Origin of the sequence: Rhodococcus coprophilus NBRC 100603 (assembly GCF_001895045.1) — a bacterium.
Classification (GTDB): domain Bacteria; phylum Actinomycetota; class Actinomycetes; order Mycobacteriales; family Mycobacteriaceae; genus Rhodococcus; species Rhodococcus coprophilus.
Genome location: NZ_BDAM01000003.1, coordinates 386,646 through 407,138, shown reverse-complemented (window position 1 = coordinate 407,138; position 20,493 = coordinate 386,646). Strand labels below are relative to the sequence as shown.

Here is a 20,493-nt window from a genome sequence, read left to right as displayed (position 1 = left end):
GGAGGTCCGGCATGACAGACTGGATGGCGTGACGATTAATGCCGACAGCGCGATCGAGGCTGCTACCGACACCTTGATCTCGCTGTCGCATTCGATCCACGCCGAGCCCGAGCTCGCGTTCGAGGAACACCGCAGCGCCGCGAAGATCGTCGACGTGCTGCGCGGCAGCGGTTTCGAGGTGCGCACCGGCATCGCAGACCTGCCGACCGCCTTCGACGCCCGGTTCGGTAGCGGTGACCTGGTGCTCGCGTTCTGCGCCGAGTACGACGCGCTCCCCGGCATCGGACATGCGTGCGGGCACAACATCATCGCTGCGTCCGCAGTCGGCGCGGGGATCGGTCTGGCCGCTCTAGCCGACGACCTCGGCGTCACCGTCCGGGTGATCGGAACGCCCGCCGAGGAAACCGGTGGCGGCAAGGTACTCATGCTCGAACGGGGAGCGTTCGACGACGTCGGCGCCGCGATGATGGTTCATCCCGGGCCGATCGACATTACGGGTGCGACCTCGCTCGCACTCTCCGACATCGCTGTGGACTACCTGGGCCGGGAGGCCCACGCGTCGGCGGCTCCCGAATACGGACGGAACGCGGCCGACGCCGCGACCGTCGCGCAGGTCGCGGTCGGTCTGCTGCGTCAGCACCTGCATCCGGGGCAGCAGATCCATGGCATCGTCGGCTACGGGGGCGCCGCCCCCAACATCGTGCCGAGCCACACGGAGCTTCTGTATTACCTGCGAGCGACCTCGGCCGATCTGCTCGAGGACCTCGAGAGGCGAGCGGAGGGTTGTTTCGCCGCCGGGGCTCTCGCAACCGGCTGTACGCACCGAATTCGGACGGTCTCGCCGCAATACACGGAACTCACCCCCGACCCCTGGCTCGTGCAGGCATATCGTGAGGAGATCATCGGGCTCGGGCGCACGCCGTTGCCCGCCGAAGAGGAAGGATCGCGCCCGCTGGGCAGTACCGACATGGGAAACGTGACGAACGTGATGCCAGGAATCCACCCGGTCATCGGATTGGACTCCGGTGGGGCCGTGACGCATCAGGAAGCGTTCGCTGCGGCATGCGTCACCGAGTCGGCCGACCGGGCCGTCGTGGACGGCGCGCGCGCTCTCGCCGCTACCGCTGCACGCGCCGCCGCCGATCCGTTCCAGCGCGGCCGCCTGCTCGAAGGGGTCGAGCGCCGATGAATCCGTATGTGGAGAAGTGGCTCGGTGCGCACACCGAGGATCTGGTGGCGTGGCGTCGGCACCTGCACGCCAATCCGGAGCTCGCGCGGCACGAGTACGCCACCACGGAGTTCGTCGCGGCACACCTGACGGCCGCCGGCCTCGTCCCGAAGGTCCTGCCCCGCGGGACCGGCCTGATCTGCGACCTCGGCCCGGCGGACGGGCCGCGTATCGCGTTGCGCGCCGACATGGACGCTCTGCCGCTCCAGGAGATGACCGGCCTGCCGTTCGCGTCGACCGTGCCGGGTGTCTCCCACGCGTGTGGTCACGACGCGCACACCACGGTCCTTCTCGGCGCCGGGCTCGCGCTCGCGTCGTTGCCCGAACTGCCGATCGGTGTACGACTGGTGTTCCAGCCCGCCGAGGAAGTGATGCCCGGCGGCGCCCTCGACGTCGTCGCCGCCGGGGGCCTGGACGGGGTCTCGCGCATCTTCGCGCTGCACTGCGACCCGCGCCTCGAAGCGGGCAAGGTCGGGATGCGCGTCGGCGCGATCACCTCCGCCGCCGACACCGTCGAACTCGTCCTGGACTCGCCGGGCGGCCACACCTCGCGCCCGCATCTCACCAGCGACCTCGTCTACGGCCTGGGTGCTGTGATCACCGGGCTGCCGGGATTGCTCAGTCGTCGCATCGACCCGCGCACCGGCACCGTCATGGTGTGGGGCACCGTCAGTGCCGGCAAGGCGCCCAACGCTATTCCTCGCACCGGCATGCTCGCCGGCACCGTACGCACCGGCGACCACGCGACCTGGCAACTGCTCGAACCGATGGTGCGGGAAATCGTGCACGGGCTTCTCGCTCCGACCGGGGTCCGCTACCAGCTGAACTATCTGCGCGGTGTACCGCCCGTCGTCAACGACGACGTCTCGGCGCGCATGTTCGAGGATGCGATCCGCCCGGTCGGGCCCGACGCCCTGTCCGATACTCCGCAATCCGGTGGCGGGGAAGACTTCTCGTGGTATCTCGAGCATGTGCCCGGCGCGATGGGCCGTCTCGGCGTGTGGTCGGGCACCGGACCTCAGCTCGACATCCACCAGCCGGGCTTCGATCTCGACGAGCGAGCCCTGCCCGTGGGTGTCCGGGTGATGACGAATCTGGTGCTGGGCGTCGGATAGACCGCCCGGTCGAGTCTAGAAGCTGTCCGGGCGCCCGGGGCCGACGTTGCGGCTGTTGCGGGTGCGCAGATCCCGCACGTAGTCGGCGGGCGCTCCGGCGATCTCGGCGGCGTCGGCCATCACGCCCAGATAGCGCGCGGACGGGAGGCCGCCCTCGTAGCCGTCGACGACATACAGCCACGCGAGGACCGGTCCGTCACCCGTGTCGACGCGCACCCGGATCTTTCGGTGGAATCCGAGCTCCGCGCCTTCCCAGCTGTCGAGGCTGCGTTCGTCGTCCTCGGTGACGTCGTACAGGACGATGAAAACCTTCGACGCCGGATCTTCGACCACCGTCGCGAGGGCACCCTCCCAGCCGATGTCGGCGCCCGCGAACGTCAGCCGCCAGCCGTGCAGCCAACCCGTCCCGGCCATCGGGGAGTGCGGGCAGCGCTTCAGCATCTGCTCGGGATGCATGTTGGACCCGTAGGCGGCGTAGATCGGCACGAGCATAAGGCTAACGGGTCACCGCCCGACGCAAGATCAGGGGCACTCGTCGCCTGCATTACCAGGTCCGTATGCGAGTCGACGTGGTCGTGGCATAGCGTTGTCGGGGACGCCTGCACACCCCAGCGTGCGTTTTGCGTGACCCCCGACAACCCTTCGGAATCGATACAGAGGAGAACCATGACCCGGATCGTCATCATCGGCGGCGGCCCCGCGGGATACGAGGCCGCGCTGGTCGCATCGCAATACGGCGCATCGGTGTCACTGATCGATTCGGACGGAATCGGCGGCGCATGCGTTCTGTTCGACTGCGTCCCCTCCAAGACCTTCATCGCCTCGACCGGCATCCGCACCGACATGCGCCGCGCCGAGGACCTCGGCATCGAACTCGAAGGCGCCAGCGTCGCGCTGCCGCAGGTACACGAACGTGTCAAGAGTCTCGCCCGTGCGCAGTCGTCCGACATCCGCACCAAGCTCGAGGCCGCCGGGGTGAATCTGTACTCGGGACGCGGCGAACTCATCGACAGCCGGCCGGGCATGGCCGCGCACAAGGTCCGTGCGAACCTCCACACCGGCGAAGAGAAGGTGTTCGACGCCGACGTGGTGCTGATCGCGACCGGCGCGAGCCCGCGAATCCTGCCGGGAGCCGAACCGGACGGCGAGCGCATCCTCACCTGGCGTCAGTTGTACGACCTCGACACGCTGCCCGAAGAACTGGTGGTCGTGGGGTCGGGCGTCACCGGTGCCGAGTTCGTCTCCGCGTACACCGAGGCCGGAGTGCACGTCACACTCGTCTCGAGCCGCGACCGCGTGTTGCCGCACGAAGACGAGGACGCGGCGCTCGTGCTCGAGGACGTCCTGGCAGAACGGGGAGTCACCCTCGTCAAGCACGCCCGCGCCGACGCCGTCGAGCGCACCGAGAAGGGCGTCCGGGTACTGCTCGCCGACGGCAGGATCGTCGAGGGCAGCCACGCGCTGATGACCGTCGGTTCCGTCCCCAACACACAGGGTCTCGGACTCGACAAGGTCGGCCTCGAACTGGACCGCGGGGGCTTCCTTCCCGTCGACCGCGTGTCGCGCACCGCGGTTCCCGGGATCTACGCCGCCGGTGACTGCTCGGGTCTGCTGCCGCTGGCCTCGGTCGCCGCGATGCAGGGCCGCATCGCGATGTACCACGCGCTCGGTGAGGGCGTCAGCCCGATCAAGCTCAAGACCGTTGCGGCAGCGGTCTTCACCCGTCCCGAGATCGCAGCCGTGGGCGTGAGCCAGGCCACGATCGACGCCGGGGAAGTACCCGCTCGTACGGTCATGCTCCCGCTCAACACCAACCCGCGAGCCAAGATGTCGGGTGTGCGCCGCGGTTTCGTGAAGATCTTCTGCCGGCCCGCGACAGGCGTCGTGATCGGTGGCGTCGTCGTTGCTCCGACCGCATCCGAGCTGATCCTGCCGATCGCGCTCGCGGTGCAGAACAATCTCAGCGTGTCGGATCTCGCGCAGACGTTCGCGGTGTACCCGTCGTTGAGCGGTTCGGTGACGGAAGCGGCGCGCCAGCTCATGCGCCACGACGACCTGGACTGATCCCCGCGCGGCGTCACGTCCGTGCGCGGGGCTTGACTCCCCCCTCGGGGGAGGAAAGAGGGTGGGTGCATGACAACGAACAGCATCTTTCCCGTTATCCCTGCCCGCGACGTGGCGCGCAGCCGCGACTTCTACTCCGGACTGCTCGAACTCACGGTCGTCTTCGACAGCGGTTGGTACGTGCAACTGCAGGCGCCCGGCAACGACGTCGTGCAGCTGGGGATCCTGGAACAGGGGCACCACACCGTGCCCGTGGGGTTCCGCACGACGCCGGCGGGCGTACTCGTCTCGGTCGAGGTCGACGACGTCGATCGGCTCTACGCCGGGGCGGTCGAGGCGGGACTGCCCGTCGTGTCACCGCTGCGGGACGAGGTCTTCGGCCAGCGGCACTTCATGACGACCGACCCCGATGGGCTGCTGGTGGACGTGATCACTGTCATCCCGTACGCGGCGGAGATCACCGAGAGCGCTGCGGTCACCGGCGGGGCTCGATGACCGAACCGGTGCGCTGGATGAGCATCGGCGAATTCGCGCGCGCCGCACGGCTGACGATCAAGGCGCTGCGCTACTACGACCGCGAAGGTCTGCTGGTGCCTGCCCGGGTCGATCCGGGCACCGGCTACCGGTTCTACACACCCGCGCAGTTGGCCACGGCACTGCGGATCGGGCTGCTGCGCCGCGCCGACGTCTCGATCGCTGCGATCCGGGTGATCCTGCACGATCCGACGCGGGGGAGCGAAGTACTCGCTGCCGAACGCGCCCGCATCGAACGTGAGGCCGCTCGGGCGGCACGTTCGTTCGCGCTCGTCGACACCCTCGGAGCTACGGTGGCGACGGATCTGCCCGTCGCCGTGCACCGCATTCCCGACCGGAGGGTGTTGTGGCGGGAGGCCACCGCGGCAGCCGAGGCGCTCGAGCACGCTGCGGCGGAGGCCATCGAGGCGGTGCTCGCCCGGGCGCGCCGACTCGGGCTGGACACGACCGCTCCCGTCGTGGGTCGTTACCCCGCCGCGCTCGACGGCGAGGTGTCCTTCGGGGTCGGCGTGGAGATCGCACCCGGCGCGCCGGTCGATACGGGTACCGGGTCCGAGGTCGTGACTCTGCCCGGGGGAGTCTTCGCGGGAGTGGACTTCACCGGTGCGCCGGCACTGTTGCCGGTCGCCTACCACGCCCTGTTCGCGCGCCTCGCCGACGACGGTGTGCCTGTGGAAGGTGCTGTGCGGGAGTACTATCTCGCCGACCCTGCGGAGGTCGGGGAAGACGAGATGCTCACACGCGTCGTGCATCTCGTGCCCGACGACTATCGACCCGGGTGGGTTCGGTCGTAGGTGCGTTCGGCCGCCTCGGTCCGAGACGCGATCGGTCCGTCGGTATCGTCGAACGTCCGGTCGATCTCCTGGGTGATGAGGCGGTTCGCGACGTCGGCATCCATCGCGCCGATGAGCACCGATTGCGTGGCGCCGTTGCTGAGAGCGACCAACCGCATCGCCCCGGCGCGCGCGTGTTGTGCCGAGAACCCGGCGCAACCGAGAAGCCGCTCCGCCTCACGGACCGTTCCCCGTGAGGCGTCCGTCATGAAGCCCCGGATCCACGGATCGCTCACGGCGCGGGCCAGATACGCGTACCAGACCGAGGCGCCGATGAGGGACGGGACGGTCGTCGGAACAGGTTGCGTCAGGAGAGTATCGAGCGCTGCACGAGGGTCGGTGTGCGAGTCGCCCTCGCGGTAGGACTGCTCGGCGCCGGCCACGATTTCCTCCGCACCGCACCGGATCAAGTGTTCTTTCGACTCGAAGTAGTGCTGAATTCGGCCGATCGAGACGCCCGCCTCGGCTGCGACCGTCCGAAAGGTCACGCCGTCGATGCCTCGTTCGTGGATGACGGCCCACAGAGCCCACACGATTTCCCTGCGACGTCGCGCGTGATCGACAACCTTCGGCATACCGGGAACTTTACAATATGCGTATACTGTAAAAACTCGAATCGTCGTCCTCGGGATACCTCATGAGCGAACGCACGAACAGCGCGGACGTCCGGCCGGATGTTCCACGACGCGGCCGCAGCCCTCACCGATGGCTGCGCCGCACCGGGGTGGCGCTGGTTGTCGTGCTGTCCGCCGTGGGTGTGGTGGGGATCTGGCAGTTCTTCATCGGTGCTCCGGGCGTCGGCCACTTTCGAGACGCCGAGGGACGCGAAATCTATGTCGAGGCCTACGACCGGGCGATGTCTGCTCTTCCCCCGCCGACCGCGACCCGCGACATCGCGACTCGATTCGGATCGGTACGCGTGTACGAATGGTTCTCGGTCGGGGCGGATAGTGCAGTTCCGGTCGTCCTGATCCCCGGCATGTCTTCGGGTGTTCCGATGTGGGCGGAGAACCTCGGGACGTTCCTGCCTCACCGCCGTGTGCTCGCGTTCGACGCGCTCGGCGATGCCGGTTTGTCGATCCAGAATGTTCCGCTGTCCTCGACCGAGCAGCAGGCACTGTGGATTTCCGAGGTGCTCGACGAACTCGCACCCGAGGGCGCTCACGTTGTCGGTCATTCGTTCGGCGGCGCGAGCGCGGCGGCCTACGCCCACCGGTTCCCCGAGCGCGTCCGCTCGTTGACGCTTCTCGAGCCCGTGTTCACCTTTGCGTACCCGCCGGTGCGAATGCTCGCCTGGACGATGGTCTCGACCATCCCGTTCCTGCCCGAGAGCTGGCACAACACCGCACTCGGAAAGGTGGGAGGCGCCGAGTTCGACCCGAACGACGATATGGCAAAGATGATCGCCGCCGCTTCGGAACACTTCTCGGCGCAGCTCCCGACCCCGTCACCGTTGAACGACGTCGCGCTGAGTTCGCTGGTGATGCCCACGTACGTCGCTATTGCAGAACGAGATTCGCTTGCCGGAGGTGCGTCTGCCGCCGAGCGGGCCCGCCGTCTCCCGAAGGCGACGGTCGATATCGTGCCGGACACCACGCATTCGCTTCCTATGCAAGCGAAAGACTTTCTGGCCGTCAGACTTCCCGAATTCTGGCGTGACGCCGAGCGGGAGTGACCGACCGAGAGGACGCGGTGTGGTCAAGCCCAGTCGTAGGTGCGTTCGACCGCCTTCTTCCACTCCGAGAACAGACGCTCGCGGTCGTCGTGTTCCATCGTCGGCTCCCAGGTCTTCTGGGCTTCCCAGTTGCGTCGGATGTCGTCCTCGCCGCTCCAGTACCCCACGGCGAGGCCGGCTGCGTATGCCGCCCCGAGCGCGGTGGTTTCGGCGACCACCGGTCGCACGACCGGCACGCCGAGGATGTCTGCCTGGAACTGCATGAGCAACTCGTTCACGACCATGCCCCCGTCCACCTTCAACGTGTGCAGTTCGACACCGGAATCGGCGTACATCGCATCGATGACCTCACGGGTCTGATAGGCGGTCGCCTCGAGGGCTGCTCGTGCCAGGTGTCCCTTCTCGACGAACCGCGTCAGGCCCGCGATCACACCGCGCGCGTCGGGCCGCCAGCGCGGCGCGAACAGGCCCGAGAACGCCGGCACGATGTAGGCCCCGCCGTTGTCGGGAACGGACGCGGCGAGATCCTCGATCTCGGCGGCCGTCCTCAGCATTCCGAGGTTGTCGCGCAGCCACTGGACGAGCGAACCCGTGACCGCCACCGACCCTTCCAGCGCGTAGACCGCCGGCCGGTCCCCGATGCGGTAACACACGGTCGTCAGCAGTCCGTGTTCGCTGCGGACCGGCGTCGAACCGGTGTTCAGGAGAAGGAAGTTTCCTGTGCCGTAGGTGTTCTTGGCCTCCCCGGGGGAAAGGCACGCCTGGCCGAAGGTTGCTGCTTGCTGGTCGCCGAGGATGCCGGCGATGGGGACGCCGGCGAACGGGCCGCGTTCGCGAGCGTGTCCGTAGACCTCGGACGAACTCCGGATCTCGGGGAGCATGGAGGCGGGAATGCCGAACTCCGAGCAGATTTCCGGATCCCATTGCAACGTCTCGAGGTTCATCAGCATCGTCCGCGACGCGTTGGTGACATCGGTGATGTGGACTCCCGGTCCGTGTCCGTCCTCACCGGCCCCGCCCGTCAATTTCCACACGAGCCAGCTGTCGATGGTGCCGAAGAGAAGTTTCCCGGCGGCGGCCTTCTCCCGGGCGCCTTCGACGTTGTCGAGGATCCATCGCACCTTCGGACCCGCGAAATAGGTCGACAACGGAAGACCCGTCACCTCGCGGTACCGGTCCACACCTGCGTCGCCCGCGAGTTCCTCGACGAGCCGGTCGGTCCGCGTGTCCTGCCAGACGATCGCGTTGTACACCGCCTTGCCGGTCTCGCGGTCCCACACGACGGTCGTCTCACGTTGATTCGTGATGCCGATCGCCGCGATGTCCTGCCGTCGCACATCAGCCTTGGCGAGAGCCGCCGCACCCACCTCGCGAGTGTTGAGCCACAGTTCCTCGGGATCGTGCTCCACCCAGCCGGCCTGCGGGAAGAACTGCCGGTGCTCCTTCTGCGCGACGGCGACGATGTGTCCGTCGTGGTCGAAGATGATGCACCGGCTCGACGTGGTGCCCTGGTCGAACGCGGCGATGTACTGGTTCACGGATGTTCCTCGATAGGTGCGGACAGGGTGCTTCCGAGCAGTAACTACTCAGCGCTGCGCGGTCGAAACTACTAGCCTTGTCGGAGATACGTCGGCGACTCACGGGAGCGGTGCGGTGAATCAACCAGGTGTGCAACCCCTCGGACCGCAACAGCGCGCCGACGCATGGCGGCAACTAGCCACCGAGCAGTTCGACGTCGTCGTCATCGGCGGCGGGGTCGTGGGTGCCGGCGCAGCGCTCGACGCAGCGACACGTGGACTGCGGGTCGCCCTCGTCGAAGCCCGCGACTACGCGTCCGGGACGTCGAGCAGATCCTCGAAGATGTTCCACGGCGGTCTGCGTTACCTCGAACAACTCGAGTTCGGGCTGGTGCGAGAAGCGCTGCACGAACGCGAACTTGCGCTCACCACCCTCGCGCCGCATCTCGTCAAACCGCTGAAGTTCCTGTTCCCCCTCACCCATCGGCTGTGGGAGCGTCCGTACGTCGGCGCCGGAATCTTCCTGTACGACCGGATGGGTGGCGCGAAATCGGTGCCGGCGCAGAAGCACCTGACGCGCGCGGGAGCATTGCGAATGGTTCCCGGCCTCAAACGCTCGGCGCTGACCGGCGGAATCTCCTACTACGACACCGTCGTCGACGACGCGCGTCACACGATGACCGTCGCGCGGACCGCCGCGCACTACGGGGCGGTGGTGCGAACGTCGACGCAGGTCGTGGGTTTCCTACGGGAGGCGGACGGCGTGGCGGGGGTGCGCGTGCGCGACTCGGAGGACGGCTCGGTCATCGAGGTGCGCGGTCGCGCGGTCATCAACGCCACCGGGGTATGGACCGACGAGATCCAGGCGCTCTCACGCCAGCGGGGCCGATTCCGGGTGCGGGCGTCGAAAGGTGTCCACATCGTCGTTCCGCGCGACCGCATCGTGAGCGATTCGGCGATCATCCTGCGCACCGAGAAGTCGGTGCTCTTCGTCATTCCGTGGGGCAACCACTGGATCATCGGGACCACCGACACCGACTGGAACCTCGACCTCGCCCACCCCGCTGCGACGAAGGCCGACATCGACTACCTCCTCGGGCACGTCAACAGCGTGCTCGTAGTGCCCCTCACCCACGACGACATCGACGGCGTGTACGCCGGTCTCCGTCCCCTCCTGGCGGGGGAGAGCGACGAAACCTCGAAGCTGTCGCGAGAACACGCGGTCGCGAGGGTGGCGCCCGGACTGGTCGCCATCGCCGGTGGCAAGTACACGACCTACCGCGTGATGGCGGAGGATGCAGTCGATCTCGCGGCCGAGGACATTCCGACTCGCATCGCCCCGTCGATCACGCACAAAGTGCCCCTCGTCGGAGCCGACGGGTACTTCGCCCTCGTCAATCAGACGATGCCCCTCGCCGAGGAGTGCGGTCTGCACCCCTATCGGGTCAAGCACCTGCTCGACCGGTACGGCTCGATGATCGACCAGGTCCTCGAGTATGCAAAGGAGAGGCCGGAGCTGCTCGAGCCGCTGACCGACGCTCCGCGTTATCTCCAGGTGGAGGCGGTATATGCGGTTGCTGCGGAGGGAGCCTTGCATCTCGAGGACATTCTGGCGCGGCGCACCCGGATCGCAATCGAGTACTCCCACCGCGGGGTGCATTGCGCCGAGCAGGTGGCACGCCTCGTCGCACCCCTCCTGGGATGGGACGACGCGTCGGTCGACCGCGAGGTCGAGATCTACCGGGCGCGCGTGGAGGCGGAGATCAGGTCGCAGACCCAGCCGGACGACGAGTCGGCGGATGCGCTGCGGGTAGCGGCGCCCGAAGCGCGCCGGGAGATCCTGGAACCGGTTCCCCTCACCAGCTGACCGAGGTCAGTGCGTCAGGACGAGCTTCACCGCTACGACGACGCCCGCGAGCAAAGCGATCCCCACCGCGGCGAACACCGTCGACGTTCCGGGCGGGCGACCCTGCAAACCCTGGACGACGAAGACCGTCGAGCCGATGCGGATCAGTATGACCAGCTCGGCGAGGAGTTGCGCCGTACGTGGTTCGAGCCATCCGACCCACGCGGTGAGAAGGATCAGGCATGGGAACGAGGCCGACGACAGGATCGGGACGGAGTTGCGGAGTTCCTCCCAGCGCTCGTTGCCGGTTAGGGTCCGGGCCGAGCGCACACTCTGTGAAACCGATTCGGCGAACACGTGCGCCAGAAACGTGGAGAACGCGGTGCCCAGAACGATCGCGATACCGATGTACTGCCGACTGGTGGTGAGGGGAACCAGCGCCGCAAGGACGAGCACGTTGCCGTAGACGTAGGCACTGATCCGGCTTGCCGCCGCATCGCGCGAGAGCGGAGCGCGACGGGCCGGAACCAGCCGGCGCGCTACCGTGCGAGCCGAAGTCGGGGACACGCCATCAGCGTGTCACACCGGGCCGGTGCTGTGAGGTCACTTTCGGGCTGTAGTGGACGGGCGAATCGCGGCGGTCCACCGGCGGCAGGTTGCGGGCCGGGGTGTGAATCACTGCGGCGTCCGGTGAGATTCGGCCGGCGGCGCGGTCCCAGCCGGCGCGGGCGCGAGGGTGGTAGCGGAAACGCCGCGGTACGAGCGCACCCCCGAGGCCGATCGCACGACCGACGAGTTTGTGGAGCTTTTCGTCCCGCGCAGTCCAGCGGTAGCCGAGCAGGTCGCGTACCGGCTGGTCGTACAGGCCGACAGTGAGCCAGAGGAAAACCCCCACGCCGTGCGGACGCGTGAGCTTCCACAGCGGCTCGGGAAACCATCGCAGGAACGGGGGACGATCGAGGTTCGACAGGTCGAGTACGTCACGCGTTGCCTTGTTGTCTTCGAGAACGTTGCGGCACATGTGATCCCAGTACTCGAGGAACGCCTCCCACGACTCGGGTACCGAATGCATCGGCATGCCGTAGAGGCGGTACCACTGCACGTGCTCGTCGAAGAGTTTGTGCTTCTGTTCGAGGGTGAGAGGCCCGTCGAACCACTCGATCGAGATCATCAGGCTGTAGAAGAACGTCGCGTGCGCCCAGTAGAAGGTGCCGGGGTCGAGGGCGTTGTACTTACGGCCCTTCTTGTCGACGCCCTTGATGGTGTTGTGATACCCGCGTACCTGCGCAGCGGTCTCCGGCGCGTGCGGGCCGTCGAAGACGACTCCGTAGATCGGGTACAGCGACCGGTACAGGCGTTCCCAGCGCTCGTCGAAGAACTCCGAGTGCTCCTCGACGCCTGCGCCGAGTCCCGGATGCATGTTCTGCATGGACCCGGCCCACGGCCCGAACAGCATGCCGCGCCATCCGCCGAAGTACTTCCACGTCAGCGAATCGGGACCGAGAGGTTCGGGAGCAGAGACCGGGCGCGTCGACTCCTCGGTGCGGGCGGACGGATCGTCGACGCTCGGCCGCTGGAGGCCGGGCCCGCCGGAGTGCTGACTACGCATGTTGTCAGAGTAGGATCTGTCCGGCACGTAGTCAACGACGGGAATCGAGATTTGGGCACCACGCGCCGCAGTTGGGCCGGGGTCGGCATCGAAGAACGCCGGCGGGTACGCCGGGAACGGCTCCTCGCCGCCGGAACCGACCTGATCGGAACCCCTGACGGATCGACCGCGAACGTGCGTGCCGTGTGCCGTGCCGCCGAACTCACCGAGCGGTACTTCTACGAGAGCTTCGCCGATCGGGACAGCTTCGTGCGCGAGGTGTACGCCCACGTCGCGGAACAAGCGCGCCAGGCGCTGGCGGCGGCGGTCGCCTCGGCACCGCCCACCGGCATCGCCGAGGCGGCGGTGCGTGCCTTCGTCGAACTCGTGGTCGACGACCCCGCCAAGGGGCGCGTGCTGCTGCTCGCTCCGTTGCGGGAGCCCGCTCTCAACCGGCGCGGTGTCGAACTGGCGCCGGCATTCGTCGCGCTGGTGGAGGGTCAACTGGGCGGCGTCGAGGACGCTGCGCATCGGCATCTCGCCGCGGTGGGGCTGATCGGTGCCTTCACCAGCATGTTCATGGCATACCTCGAGGGCGACGTCACCGTGTCGCGGGAAACGCTGGTCGCGCATTGTGTGTCCCTGATCGAACACGCCGCCGAGGCCTACACTTCCGACCCTCGCGGCTGACAGCGCGGACACCGGTAGACCACCCGTTCCGGGTCGGCGGCCGTGCCCAGGTCCCAGGATTCGACGCGAGTCCCGCAGCGGCGGCACGGGTCGCCTCGCCTTCCGTACACCCACAGGTTCCGTCCACGGCGACGATCACCGGTGGTGATCCGCACCGCCCGGTCCCGGTTCGCGGTGAGGATGCGGTGGGCGAGGTCGACCCACCCGCGGGGATCACCCGCCGAACCGACCGGCTCCCGGGGGTCGACGCCGCGCAGGAAGCACAACTCGGACCGGTACACGTTCCCGACACCTGCCATGACCCGCTGGTCGAGCAGCGCGGTCCCGATCGGGCGGGAGGGGTCGCGGGAGAGGTTCTCCGCAGCGCGCACCGCGTCCCAATCGGCGCCGAGCAGATCGGGCCCGAGATGTCCCACCGCTTGCTCCTCGCGGTCGCGGGGGAGAATCTCGAGGATGCCCAGTTCGAATCCGACGGCCTGGATATCTTCGGTGCCCAGGACCACGCGAGCCTTGAGGCCGGGCTTACGCCACCGCGCGCCTCGCTCGTAGACGTGCCACTCACCTTCCATCTTCAGATGCGAATGGATCGTGTACTCGGGCAACCGGATCAAGATGTGCTTGCCTCGCGACACCACCTCTTCGACGACACAACCCGTGAAATCTGCTGTGGCGAAACGGGGTACGCGAAAATCTGTCTCGGTGAGCGTTCTCCCGGCCAGAGAGGCGTTCAGCCGCGCCGCCGCCCGGTACACGGTATCTCCCTCGGGCATCGTCAGAACCTGATCCGGTATCCGCGCGGCGTCGCCGAGAATCCCTCTTCGGCCAGCAGTTCGGCGAAGGTGTGACCGTGAATGGATGCGCCGTCGACCTTTTCGACGACGATCTTGTCCACCCCGCCGCGCTTGACGGTCGCGGCCAGTGACGCGCACGCACTGCGCAACCGTCCCGGGTCGTCGTCGAATGTGAGCATGGTGCGGCCCCCGCGTTCGATGAACAGCACGAGATCTCCGTCCACGAGGACCACCAGGCCCCCGGCTTTACGGCCCGGCCGGTGACGAGGTGCGTCGTCGGGAGCCGCGGACTTCGGCCACGGGAGCGCTGCGCCGTACGGGTTGGCCGGGTCGCACGCCGCCAGCGTGATCGCCGCGGTCTCGTCGTGGCGCCCCTCGATCGAGTCGGCGAACGAACGCAAACGGTCGACGACAGCCGGTGTCGAGAACTGCGCCCCGCCCAGCGAGTCGACGAAATACCCGCGCCGACAGCGACCCCGCTCCTCGAACCGGCTGAGCACCTTGTACATCGTGGCGAAACCGCCGGGTACGCCCTCGCTCACCACGACACCGCGGGTGACCACTCCGTACCGCTCCAACAGCAGTTCGGCTGTGCTGTGCGCACGGACCGTCGCGTCGGTCTCACGTTCGGGGAGCAGTGACCACCTGCCGCTCACGGTGGGAGGACCTGTGCGTGACGGCATCGCCGGGCGCGCCCGGTACATCCGCGCCCGGGGCGCGCGCCGCGGGGTCCGGTGGGCGGGTGTTGCGCGGGAGGTATCGCCGATCAACGCGCGCAACGGCGCGAGGGTGTCGCCCGAGAGATATCCGCCCCACACCAGTTCCCACAATGCTGCGGCGACATTCGAGTCGGTGGCGGTCGAATCGCGGGCGGAGACCGCATCGGTGAGCTGGCGGAAGAAGTACGCGCCCCCGCCGGCGAGAGAGTCGAGGATCGCTCGATGGACGGGTGAGAGGCCGATGTCCTCGGCGGGCGCGAGCGTCACCGGCGCGAGGTCGGCGGGATGCAGCAACACCCAGCCGTCCTTGCCGGAGATCGAGCCGGCGCCCGACCACACGACCTCGCCTGTCGACGTCAATTCGTCGAGCATCGTGGGTGCATAGTCGCGGACCCGGGGAGCGAGGACGAGCGGTTCGAGGGCGCTCGCGGGGATCGGGACCCCGGCGAGTTGTTCCACCACGGTGAGAACGCCGTCGAGGCCGTAGAGGGCGCTGCCCCCGGCGCCCCGGCCGAGATGGTGCCAGTCGGGAAGAAAGCGACCGAGCGTGGCGGTGCTGACCGGTTCGACGTCCTGGCGAGCCGCCGCAAGCGACCGTCGCCGTAACCGCCGCAGCACCTCGGAATCGCACCACTCGGAACCGGTCGAGCCCGGACGGAACTCGCCCGACGTGACGCGCCTGTCGGCGGCCAGTCGCCGCAACACCGCGTCGACGACCGCCGTGCCGAGGCCGAACCGGGCGGCGACCTCGCCTGCGGTGAACGGACCGTGGGTGCGCGCATAGCGGCCGACGAGATCGCCGAGCGGGTCGGCGACGGGCTCGACGAACGCGGTGGGCACCCCGATCGGCAGCGGCACTCCGAGCGCGTCGCGTAACCGGGACGCGTCTTCGATGGCGGCCCACCATTGTTCACCCGCGTACGACACGCGGAGCGCACGCCGCTGGCGGGCGAGGTCGGCGATCCACTCGGTGGGGTCGTCGGTGGTGCGGTCGCGCAACTCGGCGTCGGTCAGCGGACCGACCAGCCGTAGCAGGTCGGCGGCACCTTCGGCGTCGCGCGCGCGCCGGTCCGGTGTCAGCCGCTGCAGTTCGCGCTCGGCGTCGGTGATGACGTCCGCGTCGAGCAGTTCGCGCAATTCGACCCGGCCGAGCAGCTCGGCGAGCAACGTCGAATCGAGGGACAACGCGGCCGCCCGGCGCTCGGCGAGCGGGCTGTCTCCCTCGTAGAGGAATTCGCCGACGTAGCTGAACAACAGCGACGACGCGAAGGGGGAGGCCGTGGGCGTTTCCACCTCGACGAGCCGGATCTGCCGCCGGGCGATGCGGCCGAGCAGGTCGTGGAAAGCGGGCAGGTCGTAGACGTCCTGCAGGCATTCCCGGACGGTCTCGAGGAGGATCGGGAAGGTCGGGTAGCGCTGGGCGACATCGAGCAACTGCGCCGAGCGTTGCCGTTGCTGCCACAGGGGTGCCCGCTTGCCGGGGTTGCGGCGGGGCAAGAGCAGCGCGCGTGCCGCACACTCCCGGAACCTCGACGCGAACAGCGCCGAACCGCCCACCTGCTCGGTGACGATCTCGTCGATCTCGTCGGGATCGAAGACGAAGATTTCCGACCCCGGAGGCGCATCGTCGGTGTCGGGAAGCCGCACGATGATGCCGTCGTCGGAAGCGGTCGGGTGGGACTCGACGCCGTGACGCTCGAGCAGCCGTGCTCCCACCGCAAGCGCCCACGGTGCGTGTACCCGCAGCCCGAACGGCGAGTGCAGCACCAGCCGCCAGTCGCCGAGTTCGTCGCGGAACCGCTCGACAACCAGAGTGCGGTCGGTGGGGAGCTGTCCGGTGGCGGTGCGTTGCTCGGCGAGCAGGGCGATCAGGTTGACCGTCGCGTTGTCGTCGAGCCCGCTTTTGCGGCAGCGTGATTCGGCCTCGTCGGGGTCGGCGTGCCCGAGCTCGCGGATGAAGGCGCCCAGCGCGGCCCCGAGTTCTGCGGGGCGGCCCTGGCTGTCGCCGTGCCAGAACGGCAACCGGCCGGGACGACCGTACGCGGGGGAGACCAGCACCCGGTCGAACGTGATCTCCTCGATCCTCCAACTCGTGGCACCGAGCGCGAACACGTCGCCTACCCTCGACTCGTAGACCATCTCCTCGTCGAGTTCGCCGACCCGGGTGTTCTTCTCGCCCACCATGTATACGGTGAACAATCCGCGGTCGGGGATGGTGCCGCCCGAGGTCACGGCGAGTCGCTGCGCGCCCGGGCGACCGGTGAGCGTGCCGTCGGTGCGGTCCCACACCACCCGCGGACGGAGTTCGGAAAACTCGTCGGACGGATAGCGTCCGGCGATCAGGTCGAGCACCGATTCGAACACCGGCCGCGACAGGGACGCGAACGATCCGCTGCGCCGCACGGTGTCGAACCAGTCGTCCACGTCGAGAGGTTCGAGAGCCGTGGCAGCCACCGTCTGCTGGGCCAGCACGTCGAGCGGGTTCGAGGGCACCTGAAGGGCTTCGATCTGTCCGGCGACCATGCGCTCCACGGTGACCGCGCAGTGGATGAGATCGGTGCGGTGCTTGGGGAAGAGCACGCCTCGCGAGGTCTCGCCCACCTGGTGCCCCGCGCGGCCCACCCGTTGCAGGCCGCTCGCGACCGACGGAGGCGCCTCCACCTGGATCACGAGGTCGACCTCGCCCATGTCGATGCCGAGTTCGAGGCTCGACGTCGCGACCACGCAGCGCAGGCGGCCTGTTTTGAGGTCATCCTCGATGAGTGCGCGCTGATCCTTGCTGACGGAGCCGTGGTGTGCGCGGGCGAGCAACGGTTCGGCGCCGTAGGTGACTTCGGTGGGCGCCCCGATCTGCGCCGGGGGTTTGCCCGCTCGCTCGACCTCCGCGCCCGTGCGTTCGGTGTAGATCTCGTTGAGGCGGGCGGTGAGCCGCTCGGCCAGGCGACGCGAATTCGCGAACACGATGGTCGATCTGTGTGCGGTGATGAGGTCGACGATCTGTTCCTCGACGTGCGGCCAGATCGACCCGGCCTGCGGGGTCGGGGACGCGGAATCCTCGTCGGGTTCGGCGACGCCCAGTTCGGTCATGTCCTCCACGGGCACCCGAACTGTCAGGTCCCAGGTCTTTGCGGCCGGAGGCGCGACGATCCGGATCGGCGCGCCGCCGACGAGGAATCTGCCGACCTCCTCGTGCGGCCGCACCGTCGCCGACAATCCGATGCGCTGGGCAGGCGCGCGCAGCAACAGGTCGAGCCGTTCGAGGGACAGCGCGAGATGACTGCCGCGTTTGGTACCGGCGACCGCGTGTACCTCGTCGACGATGACCGTTTCGACGCCGGTGAGGTTCTCCCGCGCCGACGAGGTGAGCATGAGGAACAGTGATTCGGGCGTGGTGATCAGGATGTCGGGCGGTGTGCGCGCGAGTTTGCGCCGGTCGGCTTGCGAGGTGTCGCCGGAGCGGACCCCCACGGAGATGTCCGGTGGGGTGAGGCCGAGCCGTTTGGCGGTCTGGGTGATCCCGACGAGCGGCGAGCGGAGGTTGCGCTCGACGTCGACGGCGAGCGCTTTGAGGGGCGAGATGTAGAGCACCCGCGTGCGTTGTTCACGTGCGACGGTCTCTTCGGCGGGGGTGGAGGCCAATCGGTCGAGAGACCACAGAAATGCCGACAGCGTCTTGCCGGAACCGGTCGGTGCCACCACCAGGGTGTGGGCGCCGGACGAGATCGCGTCCCATGCACCGAGCTGTGCGGGGGTCGGGGCATCGAAAGCTCCGCCGAACCATTCGCGGGTCGGCGCGGAGAAACGGTCGAGGACAGAGCTCACCTGTCCATCGTGCACCCGGCCCCCGACAGTCTCAGTCCTCGAACGCGAATTGGGCGATCTGAGGCGAATGCAGGTCCGCCCAGCGGTTGCGTCCCATCCGGACGAGTTCGGTGACGAGGGCACGCGCCGGAGCCCGCCACGGCAGCGCGTCGAACTGCGCCCTGCTCTCCGGCGTCTCCGTCCATTCGATCGTGGCCGTGGCGCCGCTTTCCGTGATGCGCAGGGCCGGAGACGCCGCAGCGACCTGGCTGAGAGGAGCCCCGCATGCTTCTTCGAGATCCGTACGGGTCACCGTGATCCACCCCTGGACGTTCCGGAGACCCGGCCCCGGGGTGTCGAGGCGCAGACCCGCCACTTCGAGGTCTCCGGCGTAGATGGTGACCAGTCGGTGACCCTTCGGAGACACGGAGGCGTCGGGAAGACAGGAGACCGACCAGTACTCCCGCTCGCTCATCCGCGCGTTCGGCACACTCGAGCGGACGTAGTCGCGTAACCATGCTGTGACGACGCCGAATTCGGGGTAACGCGCGAGCTCCCGGTACTTGGTGTCGCGCAGGGGAAGCTCGGATACGGAGTCGGGCGCAGGCGTGTTCACGCGACGATTATGGCTGTTCACGGGTCGCCGCGGGTGCGGGGTCGCACTCGGCGCTGCCGCACGCCCGGCGCGCAGCGGTGCCGTCACAGCACCACTCCCGGGTTGAGGATCGACCGAGGGTCCAGCGCGTCCTTGATTTGCCTGGTCAGAGCCATGACATCGGGGCCGACCTGGTCGGGAAGCCACGCCTTCTTCAAGCGGCCCACCCCGTGCTCACCGGTGATCGTGCCGCCCAGTTCGATGGCGAGATCCATGATCTTTCCGAACACGACTGCCGCCCGCGCCGTCATCTCGTCGTCGGCGGGGTCGTAGACGATCAAGGGGTGGGTGTTGCCGTCCCCGGCGTGAGCGATCACCGCGACCGTCACATCGTGCTCCGCTGCGAGCGCGGCGATCCCCTCCACGAGCGCGGGAAGCGCCGGCAGCGGCACCCCGACATCCTCGAGCAGCAGGCTCCCGGTCCGCTCCACCGCGGGGATCGCCATCCGGCGGGCGGCCGCGAACGCTTCCCCCTCGTCGGGGTCGTCGGTGGTGAACACCTCGCCGGCACCCGAGTCACGGCAGGCCTGCGCCATCGTCGCGATCTCCTCGGCGGCGGCCGCACCCGGCGCATCGGAACGCGCGATGAGCATCCCCTCGGTCGACCGGTCGAGGCCCATCCGGAGCATGTCCTCCACCGCTCCGATCGTGGTCCGATCCATGAACTCGAGCATCGCGGGGCGCAGAGTGCCCGTGATCGCGACGACCGCGTCGGCGGCGGCCTGCACCGAACCGAAGGTGGCGACCATCGTCGACGCCGGCGGTTGCGGCGGGAGGAGGCGCAGGGTCACCTCCGTGATGACACCGAGCGTGCCTTCGCTGCCGACGAACAGTTTCGTCAGGGACAAACCCGCGACGTCCTTGAGCCTCGGGCCGCCCAACCGCACCGCCGTCCCGTCGGCCAGCACCACTTCGAGGCCCAGAACGTAGTCGGAGGTGACGCCGTACTTCACACAACACAGACCGCCGGCGTTGGTCGCGGCGTTGCCGCCGATCGTGCAGATCTCGAACGACGACGGGTCCGGCGGGTACCACAGCCCGTGTTCGGCGGCGGCCCGCTTCACCTCGGAATTGAACAGCCCCGGCTGCGCGACGGCCGTCCGGGTGGCGGTGTCCACCGTGATCGCGCGCATCTTCTCGGTGCTCAGGACGATGCAGCCCGCGATGCCTCCCGACCCGCCCGACAGGCTCGTTCCGGCACCGCGTGGGACCACCGGAACGCGGTGAGAATTCGCCCACCGCAGGGTGGCCTGCACGTCCGCGGTCGATGTGGCGCGCACCAGGGCGGCGGGCACGGCTGCATCCGGGTCCTGCGCACGGTCGTGGCGGTATCCGGCGAGGATGTCCGGGTCGGTGACAAGTACGCCCTCCGGCAACTCGACGTCCAGATCGGCGAACGAGATCACAGCCGGCTCGGTTCCGTCGTGGGTGGACATG

17 protein-coding genes are annotated in these 20,493 nt (G+C 68.3%); 8 read left to right on the top strand and 9 right to left on the bottom strand.

The features are described from left to right. Positions 1 to 28 precede the first annotated feature (28 nt). Together RDCOP1_RS07760 and RDCOP1_RS07755 are read left to right on the top strand one after the other, a co-directional pair. On the top strand, positions 29 to 1,189 hold the full coding sequence (locus tag RDCOP1_RS07760; protein ID WP_072699503.1) for a M20 family metallopeptidase: 1,161 nt from the start codon (positions 29 to 31) through the stop codon (positions 1,187 to 1,189). Continuing rightward, the gene (locus tag RDCOP1_RS07755) at positions 1,186 to 2,343 is read left to right on the top strand and encodes a M20 family metallopeptidase (protein WP_072699502.1); all 1,158 of its coding nucleotides are present in this window, start codon (positions 1,186 to 1,188) and stop codon (positions 2,341 to 2,343) included. Before RDCOP1_RS07760 ends, RDCOP1_RS07755 begins: the two co-directional genes overlap by 4 nt. 15 nt (positions 2,344 to 2,358) lie before the next feature. Here RDCOP1_RS07755 and RDCOP1_RS07750 read toward each other — a convergent pair whose 3' ends face one another. After that, positions 2,359 to 2,829, bottom strand: a complete 471-nt coding sequence (locus RDCOP1_RS07750) for a gamma-glutamylcyclotransferase family protein (protein WP_072699683.1) — start codon at positions 2,827 to 2,829, stop codon at positions 2,359 to 2,361. A 180-nt stretch (positions 2,830 to 3,009) separates the two neighbouring features. Between RDCOP1_RS07750 and RDCOP1_RS07745 the strand changes: the two genes are divergently transcribed. The 3 genes from RDCOP1_RS07745 to RDCOP1_RS07735 all read left to right on the top strand — a co-directional run bounded on the left by RDCOP1_RS07745 (position 3,010) and on the right by RDCOP1_RS07735 (position 5,735). After that, positions 3,010 to 4,407 (top strand): NAD(P)H-quinone dehydrogenase, encoded by a 1,398-nt coding sequence (locus tag RDCOP1_RS07745; RefSeq protein ID WP_072699501.1) that lies wholly within the window; start codon positions 3,010 to 3,012, stop codon positions 4,405 to 4,407. A gap of 69 nt (positions 4,408 to 4,476) precedes the next feature. After that, complete coding sequence (locus RDCOP1_RS07740) at positions 4,477 to 4,902, top strand: VOC family protein (RefSeq protein WP_072699500.1); 426 nt, start codon at positions 4,477 to 4,479, stop codon at positions 4,900 to 4,902. Beyond that, on the top strand, positions 4,899 to 5,735 hold the full coding sequence (locus RDCOP1_RS07735) for a MerR family transcriptional regulator (protein ID WP_072699499.1): 837 nt from the start codon (positions 4,899 to 4,901) through the stop codon (positions 5,733 to 5,735). The genes RDCOP1_RS07740 and RDCOP1_RS07735 overlap by 4 nt, the downstream gene beginning before the upstream one ends. Here RDCOP1_RS07735 and RDCOP1_RS07730 read toward each other — a convergent pair. Beyond that, positions 5,708 to 6,349, bottom strand: coding sequence for a TetR/AcrR family transcriptional regulator (locus tag RDCOP1_RS07730; protein WP_072699498.1), 642 nt, complete (start codon positions 6,347 to 6,349; stop codon positions 5,708 to 5,710). The two genes, RDCOP1_RS07735 and RDCOP1_RS07730, sit on opposite strands and share 28 nt — an antisense overlap. Positions 6,350 to 6,411: 62 nt before the next feature. Here RDCOP1_RS07730 and RDCOP1_RS07725 point away from each other — a divergent pair, with 62 nt between their 5' ends. Continuing rightward, positions 6,412 to 7,449, top strand: coding sequence for an alpha/beta fold hydrolase (locus RDCOP1_RS07725; protein WP_084722492.1), 1,038 nt, complete (start codon positions 6,412 to 6,414; stop codon positions 7,447 to 7,449). A gap of 23 nt (positions 7,450 to 7,472) precedes the next feature. On the opposite strand, the gene glpK is transcribed toward RDCOP1_RS07725, so the two are convergent. Beyond that, a complete protein-coding gene (gene glpK / locus RDCOP1_RS07720; protein WP_072699497.1) occupies positions 7,473 to 8,987 on the bottom strand; it encodes a glycerol kinase GlpK in 1,515 nt (504 codons plus the stop codon). Positions 8,988 to 9,117: 130 nt separating this feature from the next. Between glpK and glpD the strand changes: the two genes are divergently transcribed. Next, complete coding sequence (glpD, locus tag RDCOP1_RS07715; RefSeq protein WP_111731639.1) at positions 9,118 to 10,833, top strand: glycerol-3-phosphate dehydrogenase; 1,716 nt, start codon at positions 9,118 to 9,120, stop codon at positions 10,831 to 10,833. Positions 10,834 to 10,839: 6 nt separating this feature from the next. Here the strand turns inward: glpD and RDCOP1_RS07710 are convergent, their stop codons facing one another. Both RDCOP1_RS07710 and RDCOP1_RS07705 read right to left on the bottom strand, forming a co-directional pair. Further along, positions 10,840 to 11,379: a hypothetical protein gene (locus RDCOP1_RS07710; protein WP_072699495.1), complete on the bottom strand. Its 540-nt coding sequence runs from the start codon at positions 11,377 to 11,379 to the stop codon at positions 10,840 to 10,842. A gap of 4 nt (positions 11,380 to 11,383) precedes the next feature. Further along, complete coding sequence (locus RDCOP1_RS07705) at positions 11,384 to 12,421, bottom strand: oxygenase MpaB family protein (RefSeq protein ID WP_084722491.1); 1,038 nt, start codon at positions 12,419 to 12,421, stop codon at positions 11,384 to 11,386. Positions 12,422 to 12,472: 51 nt separating this feature from the next. On the opposite strand from RDCOP1_RS07705, the gene RDCOP1_RS07700 reads away from it, so the two are divergent. Continuing rightward, a complete protein-coding gene (locus tag RDCOP1_RS07700; RefSeq protein ID WP_072699494.1) occupies positions 12,473 to 13,090 on the top strand; it encodes a TetR/AcrR family transcriptional regulator in 618 nt (205 codons plus the stop codon). On the opposite strand, the gene RDCOP1_RS07695 is transcribed toward RDCOP1_RS07700, so the two are convergent. The 4 genes from RDCOP1_RS07695 to RDCOP1_RS07680 form a co-directional block, all read right to left on the bottom strand. Further along, complete coding sequence (locus RDCOP1_RS07695; RefSeq protein ID WP_072699493.1) at positions 13,066 to 13,860, bottom strand: DNA-formamidopyrimidine glycosylase family protein; 795 nt, start codon at positions 13,858 to 13,860, stop codon at positions 13,066 to 13,068. The two genes, RDCOP1_RS07700 and RDCOP1_RS07695, sit on opposite strands and share 25 nt — an antisense overlap. Positions 13,861 to 13,862: 2 nt before the next feature. Then, positions 13,863 to 18,422, bottom strand: coding sequence for an ATP-dependent helicase (locus RDCOP1_RS07690; protein ID WP_072699492.1), 4,560 nt, complete (start codon positions 18,420 to 18,422; stop codon positions 13,863 to 13,865). A 31-nt stretch (positions 18,423 to 18,453) separates the two neighbouring features. Beyond that, positions 18,454 to 19,017, bottom strand: a complete 564-nt coding sequence (locus tag RDCOP1_RS07685) for a hypothetical protein (protein WP_072699491.1) — start codon at positions 19,015 to 19,017, stop codon at positions 18,454 to 18,456. Positions 19,018 to 19,100: 83 nt separating this feature from the next. Beyond that, a complete protein-coding gene (locus tag RDCOP1_RS07680; RefSeq protein WP_072699490.1) occupies positions 19,101 to 20,492 on the bottom strand; it encodes an FAD-binding oxidoreductase in 1,392 nt (463 codons plus the stop codon). Position 20,493: the final 1 nt, after the last annotated feature.

Bases quoted from the DNA above. Each gene is read 5' to 3' on its own strand.
- RDCOP1_RS07735 (WP_072699499.1), top strand. From the start codon at position 4,899: ATGACCGAACCGGTGCGCTGGATGAGCATCGGCGAATTCGCGCGCGCC.
- RDCOP1_RS07740 (WP_072699500.1), top strand. From the start codon at position 4,477: ATGACAACGAACAGCATCTTTCCCGTTATCCCTGCCCGCGACGTGGCG.
- RDCOP1_RS07755 (WP_072699502.1), top strand. From the start codon at position 1,186: ATGAATCCGTATGTGGAGAAGTGGCTCGGTGCGCACACCGAGGATCTG.
- RDCOP1_RS07730 (WP_072699498.1), bottom strand. From the start codon at position 6,349: ATGCCGAAGGTTGTCGATCACGCGCGACGTCGCAGGGAAATCGTGTGG.
- RDCOP1_RS07725 (WP_084722492.1), top strand. From the start codon at position 6,412: ATGAGCGAACGCACGAACAGCGCGGACGTCCGGCCGGATGTTCCACGA.
- RDCOP1_RS07680 (WP_072699490.1), bottom strand. From the start codon at position 20,492: ATGTCCACCCACGACGGAACCGAGCCGGCTGTGATCTCGTTCGCCGAT.
- RDCOP1_RS07705 (WP_084722491.1), bottom strand. From the start codon at position 12,421: ATGCGTAGTCAGCACTCCGGCGGGCCCGGCCTCCAGCGGCCGAGCGTC.
- RDCOP1_RS07695 (WP_072699493.1), bottom strand. From the start codon at position 13,860: ATGCCCGAGGGAGATACCGTGTACCGGGCGGCGGCGCGGCTGAACGCC.
- RDCOP1_RS07745 (WP_072699501.1), top strand. From the start codon at position 3,010: ATGACCCGGATCGTCATCATCGGCGGCGGCCCCGCGGGATACGAGGCC.